Annotated in this window: 19 protein-coding genes; 8 read left to right on the forward strand and 11 right to left on the reverse strand. The window is 61.1% G+C overall.

All coding sequences use genetic code 11. The features are described 5' to 3' along the window. A partial coding sequence (locus HWX22_RS31805; protein ID WP_208456628.1) for a hypothetical protein occupies window positions 1–216 on the forward strand: 216 nt, incomplete at its 5' end. A gap of 37 nt (window positions 217–253) precedes the next feature. After that, the gene (locus HWX22_RS24055; RefSeq protein ID WP_175916543.1) at window positions 254–1,774 is read left to right on the forward strand and encodes a TniQ family protein; all 1,521 of its coding nucleotides are present in this window, start codon (window positions 254–256) and stop codon (window positions 1,772–1,774) included. 53 nt (window positions 1,775–1,827) lie between these two features. On the opposite strand, the gene HWX22_RS24060 is transcribed toward HWX22_RS24055, so the two are convergent. The 10 genes from HWX22_RS24060 to HWX22_RS24105 form a co-directional block, all read right to left on the reverse strand. Continuing rightward, window positions 1,828–2,352, reverse strand: coding sequence for a 3'-5' exoribonuclease (locus tag HWX22_RS24060; RefSeq protein WP_175916544.1), 525 nt, complete (start codon window positions 2,350–2,352; stop codon window positions 1,828–1,830). A gap of 679 nt (window positions 2,353–3,031) precedes the next feature. After that, complete coding sequence (locus tag HWX22_RS24065; protein ID WP_175916545.1) at window positions 3,032–4,072, reverse strand: YncE family protein; 1,041 nt, start codon at window positions 4,070–4,072, stop codon at window positions 3,032–3,034. A 232-nt stretch (window positions 4,073–4,304) separates the two neighbouring features. Further along, window positions 4,305–5,561: an MFS transporter gene (locus tag HWX22_RS24070; protein WP_175908120.1), complete on the reverse strand. Its 1,257-nt coding sequence runs from the start codon at window positions 5,559–5,561 to the stop codon at window positions 4,305–4,307. Further along, a complete protein-coding gene (locus HWX22_RS24075; RefSeq protein ID WP_175908118.1) occupies window positions 5,548–5,976 on the reverse strand; it encodes a chromate resistance protein ChrB domain-containing protein in 429 nt (142 codons plus the stop codon). Before HWX22_RS24075 ends, HWX22_RS24070 begins: the two co-directional genes overlap by 14 nt. A gap of 57 nt (window positions 5,977–6,033) precedes the next feature. After that, window positions 6,034–6,348 carry a hypothetical protein gene (locus tag HWX22_RS24080; RefSeq protein WP_175908116.1) on the reverse strand — a complete coding sequence of 105 codons (315 nt, stop codon included), beginning with the start codon at window positions 6,346–6,348 and terminating at the stop codon, window positions 6,034–6,036. Window positions 6,349–6,386: 38 nt separating this feature from the next. Next, window positions 6,387–6,977 (reverse strand): Fe-Mn family superoxide dismutase, encoded by a 591-nt coding sequence (locus HWX22_RS24085; protein ID WP_175908114.1) that lies wholly within the window; start codon window positions 6,975–6,977, stop codon window positions 6,387–6,389. Window positions 6,978–7,019: 42 nt separating this feature from the next. Continuing rightward, complete coding sequence (locus HWX22_RS24090; protein ID WP_175908112.1) at window positions 7,020–7,166, reverse strand: hypothetical protein; 147 nt, start codon at window positions 7,164–7,166, stop codon at window positions 7,020–7,022. Window positions 7,167–7,219: 53 nt separating this feature from the next. Then, window positions 7,220–7,954, reverse strand: coding sequence for a superoxide dismutase (locus HWX22_RS24095; protein WP_175908110.1), 735 nt, complete (start codon window positions 7,952–7,954; stop codon window positions 7,220–7,222). A 37-nt stretch (window positions 7,955–7,991) separates the two neighbouring features. Next, window positions 7,992–9,176 carry a chromate transporter gene (locus tag HWX22_RS24100; protein WP_175908107.1) on the reverse strand — a complete coding sequence of 395 codons (1,185 nt, stop codon included), beginning with the start codon at window positions 9,174–9,176 and terminating at the stop codon, window positions 7,992–7,994. Further along, a complete protein-coding gene (locus HWX22_RS24105) occupies window positions 9,173–10,153 on the reverse strand; it encodes a chromate resistance protein ChrB domain-containing protein (protein WP_175908105.1) in 981 nt (326 codons plus the stop codon). The genes HWX22_RS24100 and HWX22_RS24105 overlap by 4 nt, the downstream gene beginning before the upstream one ends. A gap of 913 nt (window positions 10,154–11,066) precedes the next feature. Here HWX22_RS24105 and HWX22_RS24110 point away from each other — a divergent pair. The 6 genes from HWX22_RS24110 (at window position 11,067) to HWX22_RS24135 (ending at window position 15,973) form a co-directional block, all read left to right on the forward strand. Continuing rightward, entirely contained in the window at window positions 11,067–11,804 is a 738-nt protein-coding gene (locus tag HWX22_RS24110; RefSeq protein ID WP_208456488.1) for a DUF4198 domain-containing protein, read from the forward strand. Between the two features lie 9 nt (window positions 11,805–11,813). Further along, window positions 11,814–12,191, forward strand: a complete 378-nt coding sequence (locus HWX22_RS24115; protein ID WP_175916546.1) for a hypothetical protein — start codon at window positions 11,814–11,816, stop codon at window positions 12,189–12,191. A 70-nt stretch (window positions 12,192–12,261) separates the two neighbouring features. Beyond that, a complete protein-coding gene (locus HWX22_RS24120; protein WP_175908141.1) occupies window positions 12,262–12,942 on the forward strand; it encodes a HupE/UreJ family protein in 681 nt (226 codons plus the stop codon). 1 nt (window position 12,943) lies between these two features. Beyond that, window positions 12,944–13,519 carry a hypothetical protein gene (locus HWX22_RS24125; RefSeq protein WP_175908098.1) on the forward strand — a complete coding sequence of 192 codons (576 nt, stop codon included), beginning with the start codon at window positions 12,944–12,946 and terminating at the stop codon, window positions 13,517–13,519. Between the two features lie 83 nt (window positions 13,520–13,602). After that, window positions 13,603–14,811, forward strand: a complete 1,209-nt coding sequence (locus HWX22_RS24130; protein WP_175908096.1) for a DUF1624 domain-containing protein — start codon at window positions 13,603–13,605, stop codon at window positions 14,809–14,811. Between the two features lie 31 nt (window positions 14,812–14,842). Then, the gene (locus HWX22_RS24135; RefSeq protein WP_175908139.1) at window positions 14,843–15,973 is read left to right on the forward strand and encodes a porin; all 1,131 of its coding nucleotides are present in this window, start codon (window positions 14,843–14,845) and stop codon (window positions 15,971–15,973) included. A gap of 71 nt (window positions 15,974–16,044) precedes the next feature. Here HWX22_RS24135 and HWX22_RS24140 read toward each other — a convergent pair whose 3' ends face one another. Beyond that, window positions 16,045–17,385, reverse strand: coding sequence for an MFS transporter (locus HWX22_RS24140; protein ID WP_175908094.1), 1,341 nt, complete (start codon window positions 17,383–17,385; stop codon window positions 16,045–16,047). Window positions 17,386–17,432 lie beyond the last annotated feature (47 nt).

Consider the following 17,432-nt stretch of genomic DNA (forward strand, 5'->3'; position numbering starts at 1 on the left):
AATATGCCCACCGTGATCACCTTTGTATCCCCTGCTCAAAGATTGAGCAGGGCATTCAATCACGTGGGTCAAAATTCGATGAAAATTTTCAGCTCTAGTGGGTCAGTTCTGTGCGGACATCAACACGCCGAGGAGCAGCGCGCGATTGCCGAATTGCTGGCTCAGCTTGTCGTCGCCCGGAATGCGTCGCGACGAAGGAGGAAAAGTGAAGCATAGCGCGGTCTGCATCCCTGCCAGCCCACGAGGCGCGACATTGTTCTCAATTGTTGTCGCGGCACACAGGATCTCGGGTAACGGTCTGAAGAAAGCGACGCTTAGGCAGTTGTTTGGTCGCGCCGACGCAAACATTGTTAGTAGCTTCTCCGCGAGTGCAATTCTTGCCGAGGAAATGGGGCTCGTCGAAGACGGTTCCGATTTGCTTTGGCATGCAGGACTATTTGGCTTTTATTCATCTGCAATGTCCAAGGTGCGAGCCGAAGGCTGGCTCTCGGCTTTGCGATGTAAAGCCTCCGGCCGCCACCGTCCGCAGCAGTTCATCACAGGTATGGCGCAGCAAAAGTTAGTCAAAAGAGCCATGTATTGCTGCCCACGGTGCGTGAGCGATGACGAAGAGAAATACGGTTTAGCCTGGTGGCACACAATTCATCAAATCCCGGGCGTCCACCATTGCCCTATCCATCGCGTACCGCTACTCGGCGCTTGTCTTGGCTGCGGACGCAGTCAAGGATCAGAACACGAATGGAATCTTCCTGCGTCTAGCTGCCCTCACTGTGGAGCCTCCGCATTTTCTACTTCGACGGCGGCAGGATCACATGGTTATGAGCGTCACCTTTCGCTCGTCCAGCAGGTATGCTTGGGGCAGGGCGAATTCCTCCGGCCGCAAGCGAGGAGCAAGCTGTTCAAGATGGCGTTCGGCGGGCGAGGTCGTCCGGACGTCCAATTGATTATCCGAAGAATGCTCGAGATGTGGGGGTGTACGACTCTGTCCGAATTGTCCTCGGTATTAGGCTCGAAGATCACGCCGCAATTCGTAGATAAGGCGATTCGCGGCGCGGATGCGGGCGTCAACCCGAGTGCTCATCTCGCTCTTGTATCCGTTGCGCAGTCAACTTTGCGGTCTCGATCACGAAAGAGTAGGGATCCGCTTGGACCGAATGACGAACTGTCTCGGACCCGATATCCGCCTACACTCACGCGCCTCCAGGCTGCACTGGACAGCGTTGGATTGCCAACGGGAATAGCCGCGCATCTCGGTAGCGGCTTCAGTCTTACAAAGATTGGCGCAATTGAGGCCATCCCTTATCCTCGACTGAGGCGGCAAGTAGGGCGTGTGCTTGAGAGAAACATTGACGAGCTCTGTTGCTTTGACGATGGCTCAGTCGACCAAACAAGCAAGCGAATGCTGGAGACATTGGCGGAGAAGCTCCGTGGACCGCTTCGCCGCAGCAACCGATTCATTCCGCAGGCTAGCGTTCGCGGATTTGAGGAGCTTAGAACTCTGAACCGCGCCAAGGTTGATCGCTACCTCCAGCAGGGCATCCGCACACGTAAACAGTTGCACTACAAGAATTCTGATCTGGGTGACTGGTGCCGCAAGTTTGATACAGAGTGGTTCGAGTCGGTGTTACCGATAGTTCCGCAATCGGAAAGAAGGGGTGTAGGACGACGAAAAGGCGGTCGAAATTCGAAAGTTCGGGACGCTATCGGGCACACGGCGTGCGCGGATCGTCTGGATGGAGAGGCGCTGACAATAGAAGCTTCCGAGCAACGTTAAATGGTGTATCCGTCTGGTCGGCTAAGCTCGCAGTGGATCGCAGAGTAGACGATTCAAAAGGAGTCGCGGTGTCGGTTTTGATGGCCGCCGACTGCAACTTTGCGAGCGTCCATCCAAGCCAGCCAGCCTCGACGATATGCGCGTGCATCGACAAGAGCGTGATGTATTCGGTTGTCTTTCCGATAGCAATTGGATACTGCCTGGTCGTAGACTGTCGTGTCGATTAGCGGCCGCAAGTCGTAATACGTACTGGCCAGATTGGTCGGAAGCGGAGTGCCCAACAATTCCAGCAGGAAAGCGAAGTCTGTGCTGGAATCGCATGCAATCTGAACAGTTCTCGGAGCGGTGAGAAACCATTCGCGCAGGCGGCTTCTTCCTTGCTCGAACGTGATAGGTGTGCCTTCGAGCAAAGGCAGCACTTCTCTTCTCACGAAAGCCGTGCAATCATCGACTTTCCATGTGTCCGCGAGTTCCATATACAATTCTCGGCGACCGTCTTCCGAGACAATTCCCAGGCTGACTAGTCGGGGAGTTTGTTGCTTGAGACCGGTGTACTCGGTATCGAGGAACAGTAGCATGACAGATGGCCTCCGCACGCCAGCGCTGGTAGTGTCCCGTCATCCGGGGACGGTTCGCGAAGGCTTCATGAGGAAGAGAGTATGGGACGCACGTGAAGTTGCTTTGGCTGCCCGATTTTACCCGTGGCACCATGCCCCAATGCAATATTCGGCTTCGCCATGAACCGACAGTCGACGGCCGATCAAATATTGTCGACAATTGCGTAAAATCTCTTGACGAGACTGCCAATCTCGATTGATCCAATCGCTTCCTTTCGCGTCAGATGACCACGGATTTTACGCCGTCGAACTCCGATAAACTGGTGATGGACGATCATCAATGATGGTTAGCACTACAAGAGCGAGGAAACCAGAGATGACCTACATGATCCGGCGCTAGGAGGCCCGTGCATGAGCCTAGATCGCATCCAATTGCTTCGGAATGTAGGCCTCCCCTTGATTTCAGTGCTTTTTACCGGGCTGGCCTGACCTAGGCGCGACAAGGGCTACCGGTCCGCCCCTCAAATAATATCCAGTAAAATCAAATGCTTTCTGTCTGGTGTTTCACCATCGCGTAGTCGCAAGGCCGCAAGCCCGGCGATTCGTTACGGGACATCGACACCCTGATGGTTGAAGTCGGTGCCCGTGCCCTGGTGTTTTGGATCGTGAGCACCGTTGGTAGCGTCCGTGAGCCACCGCCTTATTTGGGTTCCGCCACACGCAGCACCGGACGGCCGCCAACGTCCTTCAGTGGGAAGTACGACCGATGTGTGGCCAAATCGACTGCCACGACATGCGCATTCGGCCCGAGCCGACCCTCGCCGATCTTGTCACCCGTACCCGCCTTGAATCGAAATAATGAAACGACGCCATCCTCGCCTGCCACGTAGAGCGTTGATAGCGTCGGGTCAAATGCCAACACGTCAGGATCACCACCGACAGCGAACGACTGGATGACCTGCTTCGAGCGCATATCGAAGACGAGCAACTTATCGTTGCCTTCGCACGCGATAAAGGCGAGACGCTCGCGCGGATCGATCAACAAGCCGTGATTGCCTTTGGCGCCCGGCAAATCGAAGCGGCCAACGACTCGGTCCGTCGCCGGATCGATTTCAACGAGCTGACGCCGCGTCTGGACGTTCACGAAGATGTGTCGGGACGCCGGGTCGTATTGCGTGTTGCCGGCCTCGCCGTCGAGCGGGGTCGTCGCGACGCGCTGGTTGCTCTGGACATCGATGACCGTTTCCGTTTTCCCGTATTCATCGGAAACGTACAGCTTGTGCATGGCGGGCGCGTAGGCCATCCCGTCCGGGTAATGTCCTCCGGGCATGCGCGCAACGATTTTCAGCGTCGCCGCGTCGATCGCGACGATCTCATCCGTACCAGTTGCGGATGCGTACACGCGTGACAGCTCCGGAACGGCAAGGACGCCGTGCACCGACGAGACATCCGCAATCCGCGCGGCCACGCGTGACGCTTGCGTATCGAACACAATCACTTCGCCATCGCCGAGATGGGCGATAAATAGGAGGTTGCGGCCTTTATCCAGGCTCGCATAGTCGAGCCGCGTCGCGCGCCCGGGCAGTGGAATGTCCGCGACATGCTTCAACGGCAGGCTGCCGAGGGAGAGATCGTCCGCCGCGGCGTCGACCCTTTGGACAACAATGCCCGTCACCACCAGCGCGATAGACATTGCGACAAGCACGAGAAGGCGGAAACGCCCGTTTCGGATGTGTTTCATGGTTTCATCCAGCGACAACTGCCACCGCCGCACCCGCTGCGAGCCGAGTGCAGCGGCGACGCGATGTCGCAATCGTCAGTGACCAACGGCCGCCTAGGTACCTGGATGAGTTTGCTTGGACGTGACATGGGTCATGCCTCCATTGACACTAGGTAAGTGAAAAGTGCGCATTCTTGTCATGCGGTGATGCTTCGCTTCGTGTTGGCTTCCTTGCGGCGGATCGTGGATCCCGCTATGGCTTGCCCCCTTCGTCGAGTTTGATGTGGCGGAAAGCGGCAAGCAACGAAAGGTCATAGGCGATCTTCAGCGCGCCGCATGCGACCAGCGGCGCGCCGAGCCAACCAAGGCTGAACAGGCCGCCCGCCAGCGTCGGCGCGACCGCGGCCGCGAGGCTGCGGGGCGCGGACGTGAAGCTGGCCGCAGCCGCGCGCTCCGCGGGCGTAACCACTGCCATCACATAAGCGGTTCGCGTCGGCACGTCCATTTGCGACAGGGCGCTTCGCATCAGCAGCAGCGTCAATGTCAGCGGCAGTGAGGGTGCGAAGGCCGCGCCGATCAGGCAGACGCTCGACGGGATATGCGTGAACACCATCGTGTTCAGCAGGCCGATCCTGTGCGACAGCGGCGCGGCCGCTAGTTGGGAGCCGGCCGACAGCAATCCCGCCCAGAAGAAGAACTGGCCGGCAGCAGCGATCGAGAGTCCGAAACGCTGCATCAGCCACAGTGACAACAGCGAATTGACGACGAGGCCGCCGGCGAACGCGTCAACGCTGAACAGCATCGCGAGCCGGACGACAATGGGCCGTGACGGTCCGAGCGGCGGCGCCGGCCTGGACGCGTGCGCTTCCGGGCGCGGCAATCTTCGATACAACATGCAGACGGCGGCGCCAGTGATTGCATAGACGACAAACATGCCGCGCATCGCATCCGGCGCCGGAATACCGGTGCGCGCGGTAATCCACAGCGGCAGACCCGCCACCAGGGAACCGCATGCGGCCGATACGGCGCCGACCAGACTGTAACGCGCGAACAGCGCGGTGCGCGCATCGCCGGAGGCGGCTTCCGCCAGGCGTGATTGCTCGAGCGGCAGAAACAGGCTGACGTCGCCCGAACTCGGATTGAGCGTGCCGACGAAGGCGATGACGAGCAGCGGCCACAATGCGGACAGACTCGCGAAGCCGATGCCCGTTGCCGCCATCAGTCCCGCCGCGAGCGTCAGCATCCGCCGGTGCGTGAAGCGGCTGGTCAGCATGCCGACCGCAATCGTCGCGATCGCGGAGCCCATCAGCGTCGTGGTGCTGATCAAGCCGACGTGCAGTTGCGAAAACCCGAGCGAGAGCAGATAGGCAGGCAGCAGCACGGCAATGAATCCGTCGCAGAAGCCGCGCATGCCGCGGCTCGCCAGGATCAGCCATGCGGAATTGTCAACGCCGGCCGGCAGCAGCCGGCCGGCGAGCGCGGCTGCGAAGCGGCTGCTAGGGACGTGCATCGCGCCGGCACCAAGCGTAGAGCGCGTCGTACATCACCATGCCATGACGCAACTGTTCGTGATCGTCCTGGAAGTCGTCGGACAGTCCCACCGAAATTGCATACAGACCGCTTGCTTCCGGCGCGAGATCGAGCCGCCCCGTGTCGGCGCCCCGCACGATGCCGGCAAGCTTGAGCAACGCAGGATCGCGTAGCGCGTATTTCGCGAGAAATGCGTCGAAGCTGCACGACTCGCCGTGATGCCCGAGTTCCACGTTCGGCACGTCGTAGGGCGTCGCGCCGGTTTCCGCCGCGATCCGCAACACGTCTGCGCCGCGCACGTAGAGAAACTCGGGGGTCTTGTCGATGAATCGGGCAATCAGCCACGGGCAGGCGATTCGATCGATCTTCGGCCGTTCACGCGTGATCCATTTCATGAAGCACCTCCTGCTGTCGGTGTGGAAGCGGGTTGTCGTTGAGTTTCGGAGCGGGACTCAATCGATGTATGTGTCCGTTGCGGTGCTGACGATCCGTCCACTGGGATCGATGAGCAACTGCTCCTTCTGGCGCCACGAGCCAAGCGTGACCCCGAAGCTGACGGTGTTCCCGTTCGTTTTTCGTACGATGTCGCTCACGCTCCGCCCCATGGCCCGCTGAACGATGGCGGCTATCACGGGACCGGGCAATTGCGACATATCGGCGACCGCTTCACTCGCCCCACCGACAGGACGATCGTCACATGCCCTGAGCAGCACGCCTATGGACAAGACGAGTGTCGCTATGCCCATCAACCGGTCGGAATTCGCCATGTCGCGCTCCAGAGGGTCGGTCAGACTACGGCGTCGGTTCAGACGTTCAGCGCATGGAAGCGTGCCTCCGCGCTGCGCCAGTTCACGTTCTGCATGAATGCGTCGACATAGGCGCCGGCCTTGGCGCCGAAATCGATGTGATACGCGTGCTCGTACATGTCGAGTGCGAGAAGCGGTACACCGTCGGCGAGCGTGTGTGCGTGGTCCGATGCCCACTGGTTCGTCAGTCGTCCGAGTCGCGGCGACCAGGTCAACAGCACCCACCCGGAGCCGCCACCGAGCGCCTTGCCCATCGACACGAATTCGGCACGCCACCGATCGACGCTGCCGAAGTCGCGTTCTATCGCGCGGCCCAGCGCACCGCCGAGCGAATCTCCAGTTCCGAGGGAGTCGAAATAGATCTCGTGCAGGATCATCGAGTTCGCGGCAACGAGCTCCTCGCGCTTCAGACCGTTCAGCACGAACACGGGCGCGCTCGCCGGGTCGATCGCGGCCAACTGGTCGGTGATCGCGTTCAGACGTTTGACGGCGCCGCCATAGTTGTTTTCGTAATGGCTGACAATGAGCTTTTCCGACAGGCCTGCCAACTGGGCAGGATTGCAAGCGAGGGGTTTCATTTCGAAGGTCATGTGCGTCTCCTGGAGGAAAGGAACAGCCTTGTTGGCGCGTTCTCAACGCGTGACGTTCTTGAGTTTTCGCGCAAGCCAGTAGTCGATCGACCATCGGCCGCTGCCGGTATTCAGCAGCACGCCGAGCTCGAGTCGCATTGGCACGACCCATTGCGCCCGATTCGTGTTGACCGTGGAGAGCATTCGCATGATGATGCCTCGCGCCTGTCGTCAATCAGCTACCCTCTGCGCGCAGCAGCCGTTTACGTCGCTTTCCGCGCCGGCATGGCCGCCTGGAGTCTCAGCGCAGCGTTGTCCCAGTTGATGATGCTGAAAAGCTGGTTGACGTATTCGCTGCGCCGATTCTGGTATCTCAGGTAGTAGGCGTGCTCGAACACGTCGAGGACGAGGATCGGCTGGATGCCCCAGGCGGTCAGCTTCTGGTGGTTCTCGCACTGAAGGATCATCAGCCGGCCCGTGACAGGGTGGTAGCCGACGATGCCCCAACCGGACGCCTCGATGGCGACCGTCGCCGCGACCAGTTGCGCCTTGAACTTCGCGTAGGAGCCAAAATTCCGGTCGATCGCCTTCGCCAGTTCGCCCTTCGGTTCACCACCTTTGCCTGACACGCTTGTCCAGTAGACGGTATGCAGAATGTGGCTGGATAGCTGAAAGGCGAGCTCTTTCTCGTAGTGCTTCACCAGCGCGAAGTCGTTCGAGTCTCGCGCCTTCGCCAGCGCCTCTTCCGCCTTGTTGGCGGCGGCCGCAGCGGGCTTGTGGTGAAAGTTGTAGTGCAGCTCGACCGTGCGGGCGTCGATGACCGGTTCCAGCGCACCGTACGCAAACGGCAAGGGCGCTGCCGCATATTTGCCGTCCGCGTCGGTCAGCTTGTCGACGTAGCCGGGATTCTCGGCAGCATGCGCGGATCGCGCCTGGGCAAGTAGAACGCCTGCGCCAACCGCAGCGCTGTTGTGCAGGAAGGTGCGACGTGTTTCCATGGATCTTCTCCTCGCAAGTGTGCGCACGTGTGCGACGTCAGATGCCGTGCGAATGGATGAGCGGATAAACAGCGAGGCCGATGAGGGCTGCAGCAATGACGATGATCGGCTCTTGCAGCTTCTTGAAACGCCACAGCAGCAAGACCGTAGCGAGCGCAAGCAGAACCGTCGGCCAGTCGACGATCGAACGCCGTGCGATGACGATCACCGAGCCGGTAATCGCGCCGACGGCCGCGGCAGTGATGCCGTCGACGAATGCCTTGACGGCGGGCAACTTGCCATACTTCTTGAAGTACGGCGCGGGCAGCACCGTGAAGAGATAGCAGGGCAGGAATGTGCCGAGCGCGGCCACGCAAGCGCCGGCGAATCCCGCCACGAGATAGCCGATGAAGCCGACGGTGATCACGACGGGACCCGGCGTGATCATCGCGACCGCGACTGCGTCGACGAACTGCTTGTCGTTGAGCCAGTGGTGCTCGGTGACGACACCGCCATAGAGGAACGGCACGATCGCAAGGCCCGAGCCGAACACGAAGGCGCCCGCCTTGGTGAAGAACAGGCCGATCTGGCCGAGTAGCGGCCAGTCGAAACCGCTGAGGATGCCGCTCACCGCCGGGGCTGGTGCAGCGACAAGCGCATTCAGTCCGGTTTTGTTGAGCCATTTCGGCGGAGCGCACCAGAACCAGTTGATGAGTCCGCCTGCAATGAAGAGCCATGCGATTTCGGATTCGGTCACCACGGTGACCCCTGCGACCGTCAGATAGATCGCCCACAGCAGCCGGTTTTTGCCGATGGTCTTCGTGGTGAGCTTGTACGCGCTCATCGCGATGATGCCAACCACGGCGGCGCCCACGCCATAGAAGGCCGCCTGCATCCAGGACAGTCCGCCGAAGTGCGCGTAGGCCCAGCCGAGAGCGGCCACCATCAGGAACGACGGCAATACGAACGCGATGCCGGCCAGCGTTGCACCCACGATGTGATAGTGGACATAGCCCATGTAGATGCCGAGCTGCGCGGCGAGCGGGCCGGGCATCATCTGGGCCAGCGCGAGCCCTTCGCGGTAATCCGACTCGCTGATCCACCCACGCCGTTCAACCAGATCACGGTGCATGTAACCGACCAGCGCGACGGGGCCGCCAAACCCGAGCGTGCCGAGCCGCAGCATGTACAGGATCAATTGCCCGAGGGTATAGCCCTGCGCGGTTGCTGTTGTGTTGTTCATGAACGCCCCTCTGCATTGCCATTCTTTGCGGTCGACGCGAAGTGCGCGTACAGCGCATCGAGAACCGCGCCCATCTGCTCCAGCAATTGATCGTCGTTTTCTGCGCGTTGACGCGTGCCGGCCATCACCGCCTCGAAACCGACCGCTTCGGGCGCGGCCGGGCCGCCCACGTCGAGCGCATGCACGATCTCGCCGAGCCTCATCAGCGCCGGGTCCTTGTCGAGCTCGAAACTCGCGAGCAATACCTCGAACGTCACGCGCTCGCCGACGTGCGTGAACGCGGCGCCGTCGAAATCGAAGCCGAGTACGTCAGGCGGGCAATCCGCCGGCGACTCGAGCCAGATGAAGCGGGCTCGCGGGTCGATGAAGCGGCGGATCAGCCATGCGCTGGCCACGCGATCGACCCACATGCGCTGCCGCGTCGCCCAGGTGCGGCCTTGGTACTCGCCGATCGCCAGCGGGCGAATGGCGCGATCCGCGGCATGCGGCTCGCCCGGCGACAGCACGGTGTCGACCAGTGCGACGAAATCCTGCAGCGCGACTTCGGCGCGGGTGGCCGAATCGCCCGGGAAGTAGTCGATCGCCCGAACGGCGTCGAAATCCTTGCGCATGCGGCGCAGCAGGCGCGTCAGTTCCGTGGCCGACTGCCCCGCAAGTGTCTTGCGCGCGTCGGCAAGCGTCTTCGTGAACGTCGCGTAATCGTCGGCCCGGTCGAACAGCGCCCGGAATTCCTCCTCCTGGGACGCAGTCAGGCTAGGCGCGCGCAACAGGTGGGCTGCGCCCCCGCTCTCGGCAATTGCGTCCGCGAGCTCGCGCAGCGTCTCTTCATGCTCTTCGGTGTAGGGCAGCAAGTAAACGCCGTCGCGCAGCACCGCACAACCCTTTGCCTTGAGCGCGCGCCAGAACCGCATGCGAGCTGTCGCGTTTTCCGTCGGAAGGGTCAGAACAAGGATTGACCAAGTAGATATCGTGTTCATGTAGTATATGCTACTCATGTGTAATAATTTCTACAAGTTAACTTTTTGACGCGCTTGTCGCAGCGATGCTGCGACCAAGGCTCGAATAACTGGGTTGGTTGAAAAAGCCGAGAACGGGCCGTATCCAACAAGACGACAACTGCGACCGGCTCTCCACATCTCGAGGCACGTCGCGCCCCGAGAAGGAGGGCATTCCCTTGCCAAAAGACCTTGCTCATGCTTGAGTGCCCTGCACGCCCTTAGCGACGATCATCATCGCCCGTCCACGCACCCCAGACCACATTGCGAGCGGTACGCACAGCCCCCCGCTATTCATCACTGTCACCAGCTTCAGGTATTCGGTTATCGCCGAAGTGATATTCGTATTCCCAATGCCGAGGCGATCACCGGCGTGCAACTCATGAGAAATTTCTCGTTGTTCGAAGGAAACGTCCTATAGGAATATATTTTGTTATGGCTGTCGTACCGCGATTCGGTTTGCCGCTCATTGGTGCTTGGCGCCCAGCTCCAGTGCGAGCAGCGATGAGTCGCGAGTGAAGTCAGTGCACGTAGCACGAATTGCTGTTTCAGCCATATAAAACCGCACGACCGCATCGTCTTGGCGCCGCAATTGATTCCTTTCAGGTTTCGGCTATTGCTTTAATCCATTCGACGTCTGCGAGCAAGCGAACCGCAAGGCTAGCGACAGTCAGACCGGCGCGATCGACTCTTCAACGACGTCTACCATCCAGAACCGCCGTTTCATCATAGATGTACTGTCTTGCCGACTTCAGAATCGGTATCCCTCGCACCTGAACGTACGGATCACGGCATGTTTTTCAGGTGATTTCATGGATCATTTGATATGGACTGCATAGCAATGAACTCGAAAAGGAAAGCAACTCGCATCCGCTCGCTGGCAATCAGTATCGGCTTGGCTGTCGCAACAGGTGGGGCTTTTGCCCATCAGATCTGGTTCGAACCGACTGCCGGCAATGCATTCAAGCTCTACTACGGCGAGTACGACAAGAACATGCTCGAAGTGACGCCAGGCGGCATGGACCGTTTCCGCGCGCTCAAGGGCAAGCTGGTCACCAAGGACGGCGAGAAGCCGCTCGACATGACCTTGCATCGCGACTTCTTCGATGTCGCGCAGAAAGTCGGCAAGGACGACACGCTGATCGCGGTCGATCAGAAGTATCCGATCTTCAAGTTGCACGACGAAGGCGCTGTGGTCGACACCTACTGGACAGTTGCGACGCGCTGGGTCGGCGATCTGCGCCCGCGTGCGCCTGAACTGGATCTCGACATCGTGCCGACCGGCGTGGTCGACGGTGGTCGCGCACAGTTCCAGGTGTTCTATCAGAAAGAGCCGCTCACCAACAAGCCGGTGACGATGTCGTCGGCGTCGGGCTGGGATTACCTCGGCACGACCGACGGCGAGGGCAAGGTGTCGTTCCCGCTGCCATGGAAAGGCATCTATGTGGTGGGCGTCGAGTTTCGCGACCGCACGCCCGGCGAGCGGATCAACACGGAAAACGTGACCGAGAAGTACGCGATCAAAAGTTTCAGCTCGACGCTGGCATTCAACCAGTCGAGCGGTGCGACGCCGTTGCCGCGCCCGCCGTCGACGCTGCCCGCGTCCGAAATCGCGCGCCTGAACAAGAAATAAGGGGACGACATGAATGCACTCTTCAAGACGGCCGCCTGGCTCGGCTGCATGTTGCTTGCGACCCACGCGTGGGCACATGGCGTGCCGATGCCCCAGCACGGCGGCCTGGTCGACGATGCGGGGCTCGTGGCAGTCGAGATGGTTTCCGGCAACGGCACCGTGGACCTGTATCTGACTGATGACGATGCCCCCGTGGACGCACACAACGTGAAAGGCGTACTAACCGTGACGAATCCAGACGGCAAGCAGGAAGCGTCGATCGCGTCCGTATCGGGCAACCAGTTGCACGCGAAAGGTGTGACGGTCAAGCCCGGCGCCAAGGTCACCACGCTGCTCACGATGGCGGACGGCACGACCAAGGTCAGCGCCCGATTCAAAGTCAAATAGACGCCGGGAGGACGACGTGACGAGCACGACACTCGATGCAACTGCGCGACGCGATACATGCGTCGCATGGATGAAATGGTTCGTCGTCGCCGGCCTCGCGTGCGCGGCGGTTCTTGCACGCGCGCACGGCGTCTCCGACGACGACAAGGCATTCATTGAGGGCAGCGCCGGCATCAATCTGGTTCCGTACATCTATCTCGGCGCGAAGCACATGGTCACTGGTTACGACCATCTGCTGTTTCTGGTCGGCGTGATCTTTTTCCTGTACCGCCTGAAGGACGTCGGCCAGTACGTGACGCTGTTCGCGATCGGACACAGCACGACGCTACTCGTGGGCGTGATCGCGAACATCCATGCGAATCCGTATCTGGTGGACGCGATCATCGGTCTGTCTGTCGCCTACAAGGCGCTCGACAACCTGGGCGCATTTCGCGCGGTACTCGGGTTTCAGCCGAACACGAAAGCGGCGGTGCTGATCTTCGGCTTTTGTCACGGCTTCGGTCTGGCGACCAAGCTGCAGGAACTCGCACTGTCGCAGGACGGCCGGGTGCCGAACATCATCGCGTTCAACGTTGGTGTCGAGACCGGCCAACTGCTCGCGCTGAGCCTGATCCTGCTCGCAATGAATGCGTGGCGGCGTTCGCCGTCGTTCACCCGCACGGCAGTCGCCGCGAATACGGCACTGATGACCGCTGGATTCGTGCTGACCGGTTTCCAGTTGATGCAGTTCCTCCTTCCCAGTGGGGTATGACATGAGCAGCATCGAAGTATCGAATCAGACTCTCGCGAAAGCGACCGTGACGGCGCTCGTGACGGCAGCCGCCATTCTTACGCTCTTCGTGCTGCCCGCCGAGCGCGGCGTCGATGTGACCGGAGTCGGCGGGTTGCTCGGTCTGACGAAAATGGCCGGCACCAGCGCTAGGTCACCCGTGCCGGAGTCGACGATCGCCGCCGACGAGTTTCCCGTCCCCAACCGGCAGACGATCAGCAAGACGACGGCTTACCGGAGCGACGACATGGAGCTCGTGTTGCCGCCCAACGCCGGTGCGGAGATCAAAGCGCAGATGGTTAAAGGCGATCACTTCGTGTTTCGCTGGGAGGCCGTCGGCGGCCCGGTGAACGTCGATATGCACGGCGAGCGTCCGAATGCCGGCAAGGCATTCACCAGCTACTGGAAAGCAGCCGATCAGACGGGTGCGCAAGGGGCATTCACGGCGCCGTTCGACGGCACGCACGGATGGTACTGGCGCAATCGGGGTGATCAGGACGTCGTCATCAAGGTGCATGCAGACGGCTTCTACACGCGCCTGTTCCGTCCGCACGGCTGATCTCGCGGCAAGCTTTGCCGTTCGCCCGTCCCGGCGAGCGTTTCCCAACCGATGTCCGACCTTGTCCTTTGTGCGAGGCACACATGAATATCTTATCCGGATTTTCCACGCGCGGCGACACGATCGCCACGCAATCCGCCGCCGTACCGACTGTGCAGACACGAACACGCCTTCTCGCGATCGACGCACTGCGTGGCTTCGTGATGCTGTGCATGCTCGTCGACCACGTCCGCGAGACGTTTTTCCTGCATCGGCAGGTAACGGACCCGATGGATGCGTTGACCATCTCGCCCGATCTGTTCCTGACGCGCATGGTCAGCGAAATTTGTGCACCGGTGTTCATTCTGCTTACCGGGCTGTCCGCCTATCTGTACGGGCAATCTCACAGCCCGCGCGAAACTTCCACGTTCCTGCTCAAGCGCGGATTGTTCCTCGTGTTTCTCGAACTGACGTTCGTCTGTTTCGCGTGGACTGCCGAATTCCCGCCGAAGACGCTCTGGCTCCAGGTGATCTGGTGCATCGGGATCTGCATGATGGCGCTCGCGGTGCTGCTTCATCTGCCGCGACCGTGGCAGATCGTGATCGGCGCAGCGATCGTGTTCGGTCATAACCTGACCGACGGCATCGTGCTCGGCCCTGATTCGCCATTGTTCGTGCCGTGGTCGATCCTGCACCAGCGCGTCTTCATCGACCTCGGCGGGATCACACGGGCGCGGACAACTTATCCGGTGCTGCCCTGGATCGGCGTGATCCTGCTCGGCTACGCGATGGGGCCATGGTTCGCCAAGACCGTCGACACGAAAACACGTACCGATCGCCTGATGAAATGGGGCGTTGGCCTGATCGCCGCGTTCTTCGTGATCCGCTACCTGAACTTTTACGGCGATAAGCCCTGGGTGCACACGGGCGATACCGTGCGCACGCTGATGAGCTTCTTCAGCGCGCGCAAGTATCCGCCGTCGCTGATGTTCCTGCTGCCCACCCTCGGTCTGGGCCTCGTATTGCTCGCGTGGTTCGAGAAAATCCAGGACACGCGCGCGATGCCGATGCTTGCGACGCTGGGCGGTGCACCGATGTTCTTTTACCTGCTGCACCTGTACGTGCTGAAGGCGCTTTATCTGATCGCGTTTGCCGTCTGGGGCGCGAATCAGGGCAAGTACTACGGCTTCGACCATCTGTCGGGCATCTGGCTGTGGTGGCTGCTGCTTGTCGTTCCGCTCTACATCCCTGTTCGCTGGTTCGCGCGCCTCAAGCAGCGTCGTCGCGACATCTGGTGGCTGAAATATCTTTGAGGAACCTGTCGCGATGAAAATTCTTTTGCACATGAGCAGGCGCCTGCCGCCGAGCATCGCAACGATCGCGGCGCTGAGCGGTGCCGCGCACGCGCAAAGCACGGTCACGCTGTACGGGATCGTCGACAACGGCATCGTCTATACGCACAACAGCGGCGGAAAGTCGACACAGGTCGGTCTGAACAGCGGCAGCCTGTCCGGCTCGCGCTGGGGGTTGAAGGGCGCCGAGGATCTGGGCGGCGGCCTCAAGGCGATCTTTCAGGTCGAGAACGGGGTCAACCTGAATACCGGCAAGATGAATCAGGGTGGACGGCTGTTCGGGCGCCAGAGTTACGTCGGGCTCAAGTCGGGCACGTTCGGCACGCTGACCGCGGGCCGCGTGTACGACCCGCTGACGGATCTCGTTCAGCCGATCCAGGGTGACGGCTATCTCGGCCAGACGTTCACGTCGCCGGGCGACGTCGACAACGCCGATAGCAGCGCGCGCTTCAACAATGCTGTGAAATGGACGAGCCCGGCGCGAGCCGGTTTCACCGGCTCGCTGATGTACGGGTTCGGCGGAGTCGCCGGGTCGGTCGCTTCGGGGCAGTCCTACAGTGCGGCGCTAGCGTTCAGCGCGGCAAGCGCGACCGTCGCGGGTGGCTATCTGCATATCGACCGGGGCAATCCGTCCGTGTCGAGCCGAGGCACGTCGTCGGCCGATACACTGTTCAACAGCTCGGTGAACGCGGCGTACGCGTCGGCGAAGTCGATCGACATCTACCGGATCGCCGCGCAGTACGTGATCTCGACCGTCACGGTCGGCGCCTATTACAGCGATTCGCGTTACGCCTCCGATGCGATCTCGACGTTCAATCGCACCGAGGTGTACCGGAATGCGTCGGTGTTCGGCGTGTGGATGCCGGCCCCGACCGTGCAGACGGAAATCAGCTACAACTACCTGAAATCGTCGGGCGATTCGTCGGCCCGCTATCATCAGGTCAGTCTGGGTGCGGATTATCTGCTCAGCAAGCGTACGGACATCTACGCGATTCTCGGCTACACGCATGCGGCAGGTCGGAACGGAGCGGGCGAAGCACAGGCAGTGATCGGCGCGACCGACATCGACGCGGGACGCGCATCTCAGGTTCGCGTTAATCTGGGGATTCGCCACCGCTTCTGAAGATCGGCACCCGGAGTCGAGAGGTTCGATCCGGGATGCCTAACGATATGGCGGCTTGTCCGCACCAGGGATTATGTCCGCCGGCCCGGCCATTTCGAATGCTTGTCGTCGATCGTGAACGGATGCTGATGCGTATTGGGCCCGGTTTGCTCGCCCTCGGCGAAATGCGCGTCGTCTTCCGCTGCCGCGTGTTCATGCTCAACGACGTCGGGATCCACGCGAGGCCATACCCACCAGGCCAGCGCGACCCCAAGCACCGTCATCAGCCCGAGGACGCCGAAGGTCGAGGGCATGCCTGCCCTGGCGCCGAGAAACCCTGCCACGGGATAGGCGATCAGCCAGCACGCGTGCGACAGCGAGAATTGCGCGGCGAAGACTGCCGGACGATCCGCCGCGGAGGCCGAACGGCGGAGCAGGCGGCCGCTCGGCGTCAGCGTCATCGAATAGCCGAGACCGATCACGAACCAGGTCACGAGAAACGCGTGCCACTCATAGTGGCCGCCGAGTGTCGAGATGACCATGCCGGCGCCGAGCGCGATGGCCATGATGGACGACCCGAGCAGCATCGCCGGCCGGTCAGGGCGCCGGTCCAGGAGCTTGGGCAGGATCAGGGCCATCAGCATCGAGCCGAAGCCGAATGCGGCGAGCGCGAACGGAACATCCGAACTCGGGCGCCCAAGCTTGCCCTCGACATAGACAACCGAGTTCACGATGACCATCGAGCTTGCCGCCGCAGCCGCCAGATTCAAGCCGAGCAGGCCAAGCAGCCGCGGTGTGCGCAGGTAGATCGAAATGCCGCGGAAGGTCTTTGCATAGATGCTGCCGACCACCTGCACCGCGCGCGACTGGGGCAGCCGGACCGACACCACGAGCGCGGCCGAGCAGAGGAAGCCGATTACGGTGCCGCCGAACAGCCAGTGAAACCCGATGACGGTGAGCAGGGCCGCCGCCAGCATCGGGCTGACGAGGCTTTCCATGTCGTACGCGAGGCGCGAAAGCGACAGCGCGCGCGTGTAGTCTTTCTCATCCGGCAGCACGTCCGGGATGGTGGCCTGAAACGTCGGCGTGAAGGCGGCGGACGCCGATTGCAGCAGGAAGATCAGCACATAGATCTGCCATGCCTGCGTGACGAACGGCAGCGACAGTGCGACGAACGCACGCACGAGATCCATCGCGACGAGGAACGCGCGTCGCGGCAGGCGGTTGGCGAATGCACCGACGACCGGTGCGATCAGAACGTACGCGACCATCTTGATCGCGAGGGCCGTGCCGAGAACACTGCCCGCGTTCGCGCCAGCGAGGTTATAGGCGAGCAGCCCGAGCGCCACGGTCGCGAGCCCCGTACCGACGAGCGCGATGACCTGAGCCAGGAACAGGTGTCGATAGGTTCGATTGGATAAGACGTCCAGCACGTTGAACTCCAGAAGATTTCGTTCCGAGATTGCGGGTGGCCCGCACA

This window comes from Burkholderia sp. BCC1638, assembly GCF_902833195.1.
Classification (GTDB): domain Bacteria; phylum Pseudomonadota; class Gammaproteobacteria; order Burkholderiales; family Burkholderiaceae; genus Burkholderia; species Burkholderia diffusa.

Coding starts and splice junctions, on each gene's coding strand:
- HWX22_RS24090 (WP_175908112.1), bottom strand. CDS start 7,166: ATGCGAATGCTCTCCACGGTCAACACGAATCGGGCGCAATGGGTCGTG.
- HWX22_RS24085 (WP_175908114.1), bottom strand. CDS start 6,977: ATGACCTTCGAAATGAAACCCCTCGCTTGCAATCCTGCCCAGTTGGCA.
- HWX22_RS24120 (WP_175908141.1), top strand. CDS start 12,262: ATGAAATGGTTCGTCGTCGCCGGCCTCGCGTGCGCGGCGGTTCTTGCA.
- HWX22_RS24065 (WP_175916545.1), bottom strand. CDS start 4,072: ATGAAACACATCCGAAACGGGCGTTTCCGCCTTCTCGTGCTTGTCGCA.
- HWX22_RS24070 (WP_175908120.1), bottom strand. CDS start 5,561: ATGCACGTCCCTAGCAGCCGCTTCGCAGCCGCGCTCGCCGGCCGGCTG.
- HWX22_RS24115 (WP_175916546.1), top strand. CDS start 11,814: ATGAATGCACTCTTCAAGACGGCCGCCTGGCTCGGCTGCATGTTGCTT.
- HWX22_RS24095 (WP_175908110.1), bottom strand. CDS start 7,954: ATGGAAACACGTCGCACCTTCCTGCACAACAGCGCTGCGGTTGGCGCA.
- HWX22_RS24060 (WP_175916544.1), bottom strand. CDS start 2,352: ATGCTACTGTTCCTCGATACCGAGTACACCGGTCTCAAGCAACAAACT.
- HWX22_RS24130 (WP_175908096.1), top strand. CDS start 13,603: ATGAATATCTTATCCGGATTTTCCACGCGCGGCGACACGATCGCCACG.
- HWX22_RS24080 (WP_175908116.1), bottom strand. CDS start 6,348: ATGGCGAATTCCGACCGGTTGATGGGCATAGCGACACTCGTCTTGTCC.
- HWX22_RS24135 (WP_175908139.1), top strand. CDS start 14,843: ATGAGCAGGCGCCTGCCGCCGAGCATCGCAACGATCGCGGCGCTGAGC.
- HWX22_RS24105 (WP_175908105.1), bottom strand. CDS start 10,153: ATGAACACGATATCTACTTGGTCAATCCTTGTTCTGACCCTTCCGACG.
- HWX22_RS24075 (WP_175908118.1), bottom strand. CDS start 5,976: ATGAAATGGATCACGCGTGAACGGCCGAAGATCGATCGAATCGCCTGC.
- HWX22_RS24100 (WP_175908107.1), bottom strand. CDS start 9,176: ATGAACAACACAACAGCAACCGCGCAGGGCTATACCCTCGGGCAATTG.
- HWX22_RS24125 (WP_175908098.1), top strand. CDS start 12,944: ATGAGCAGCATCGAAGTATCGAATCAGACTCTCGCGAAAGCGACCGTG.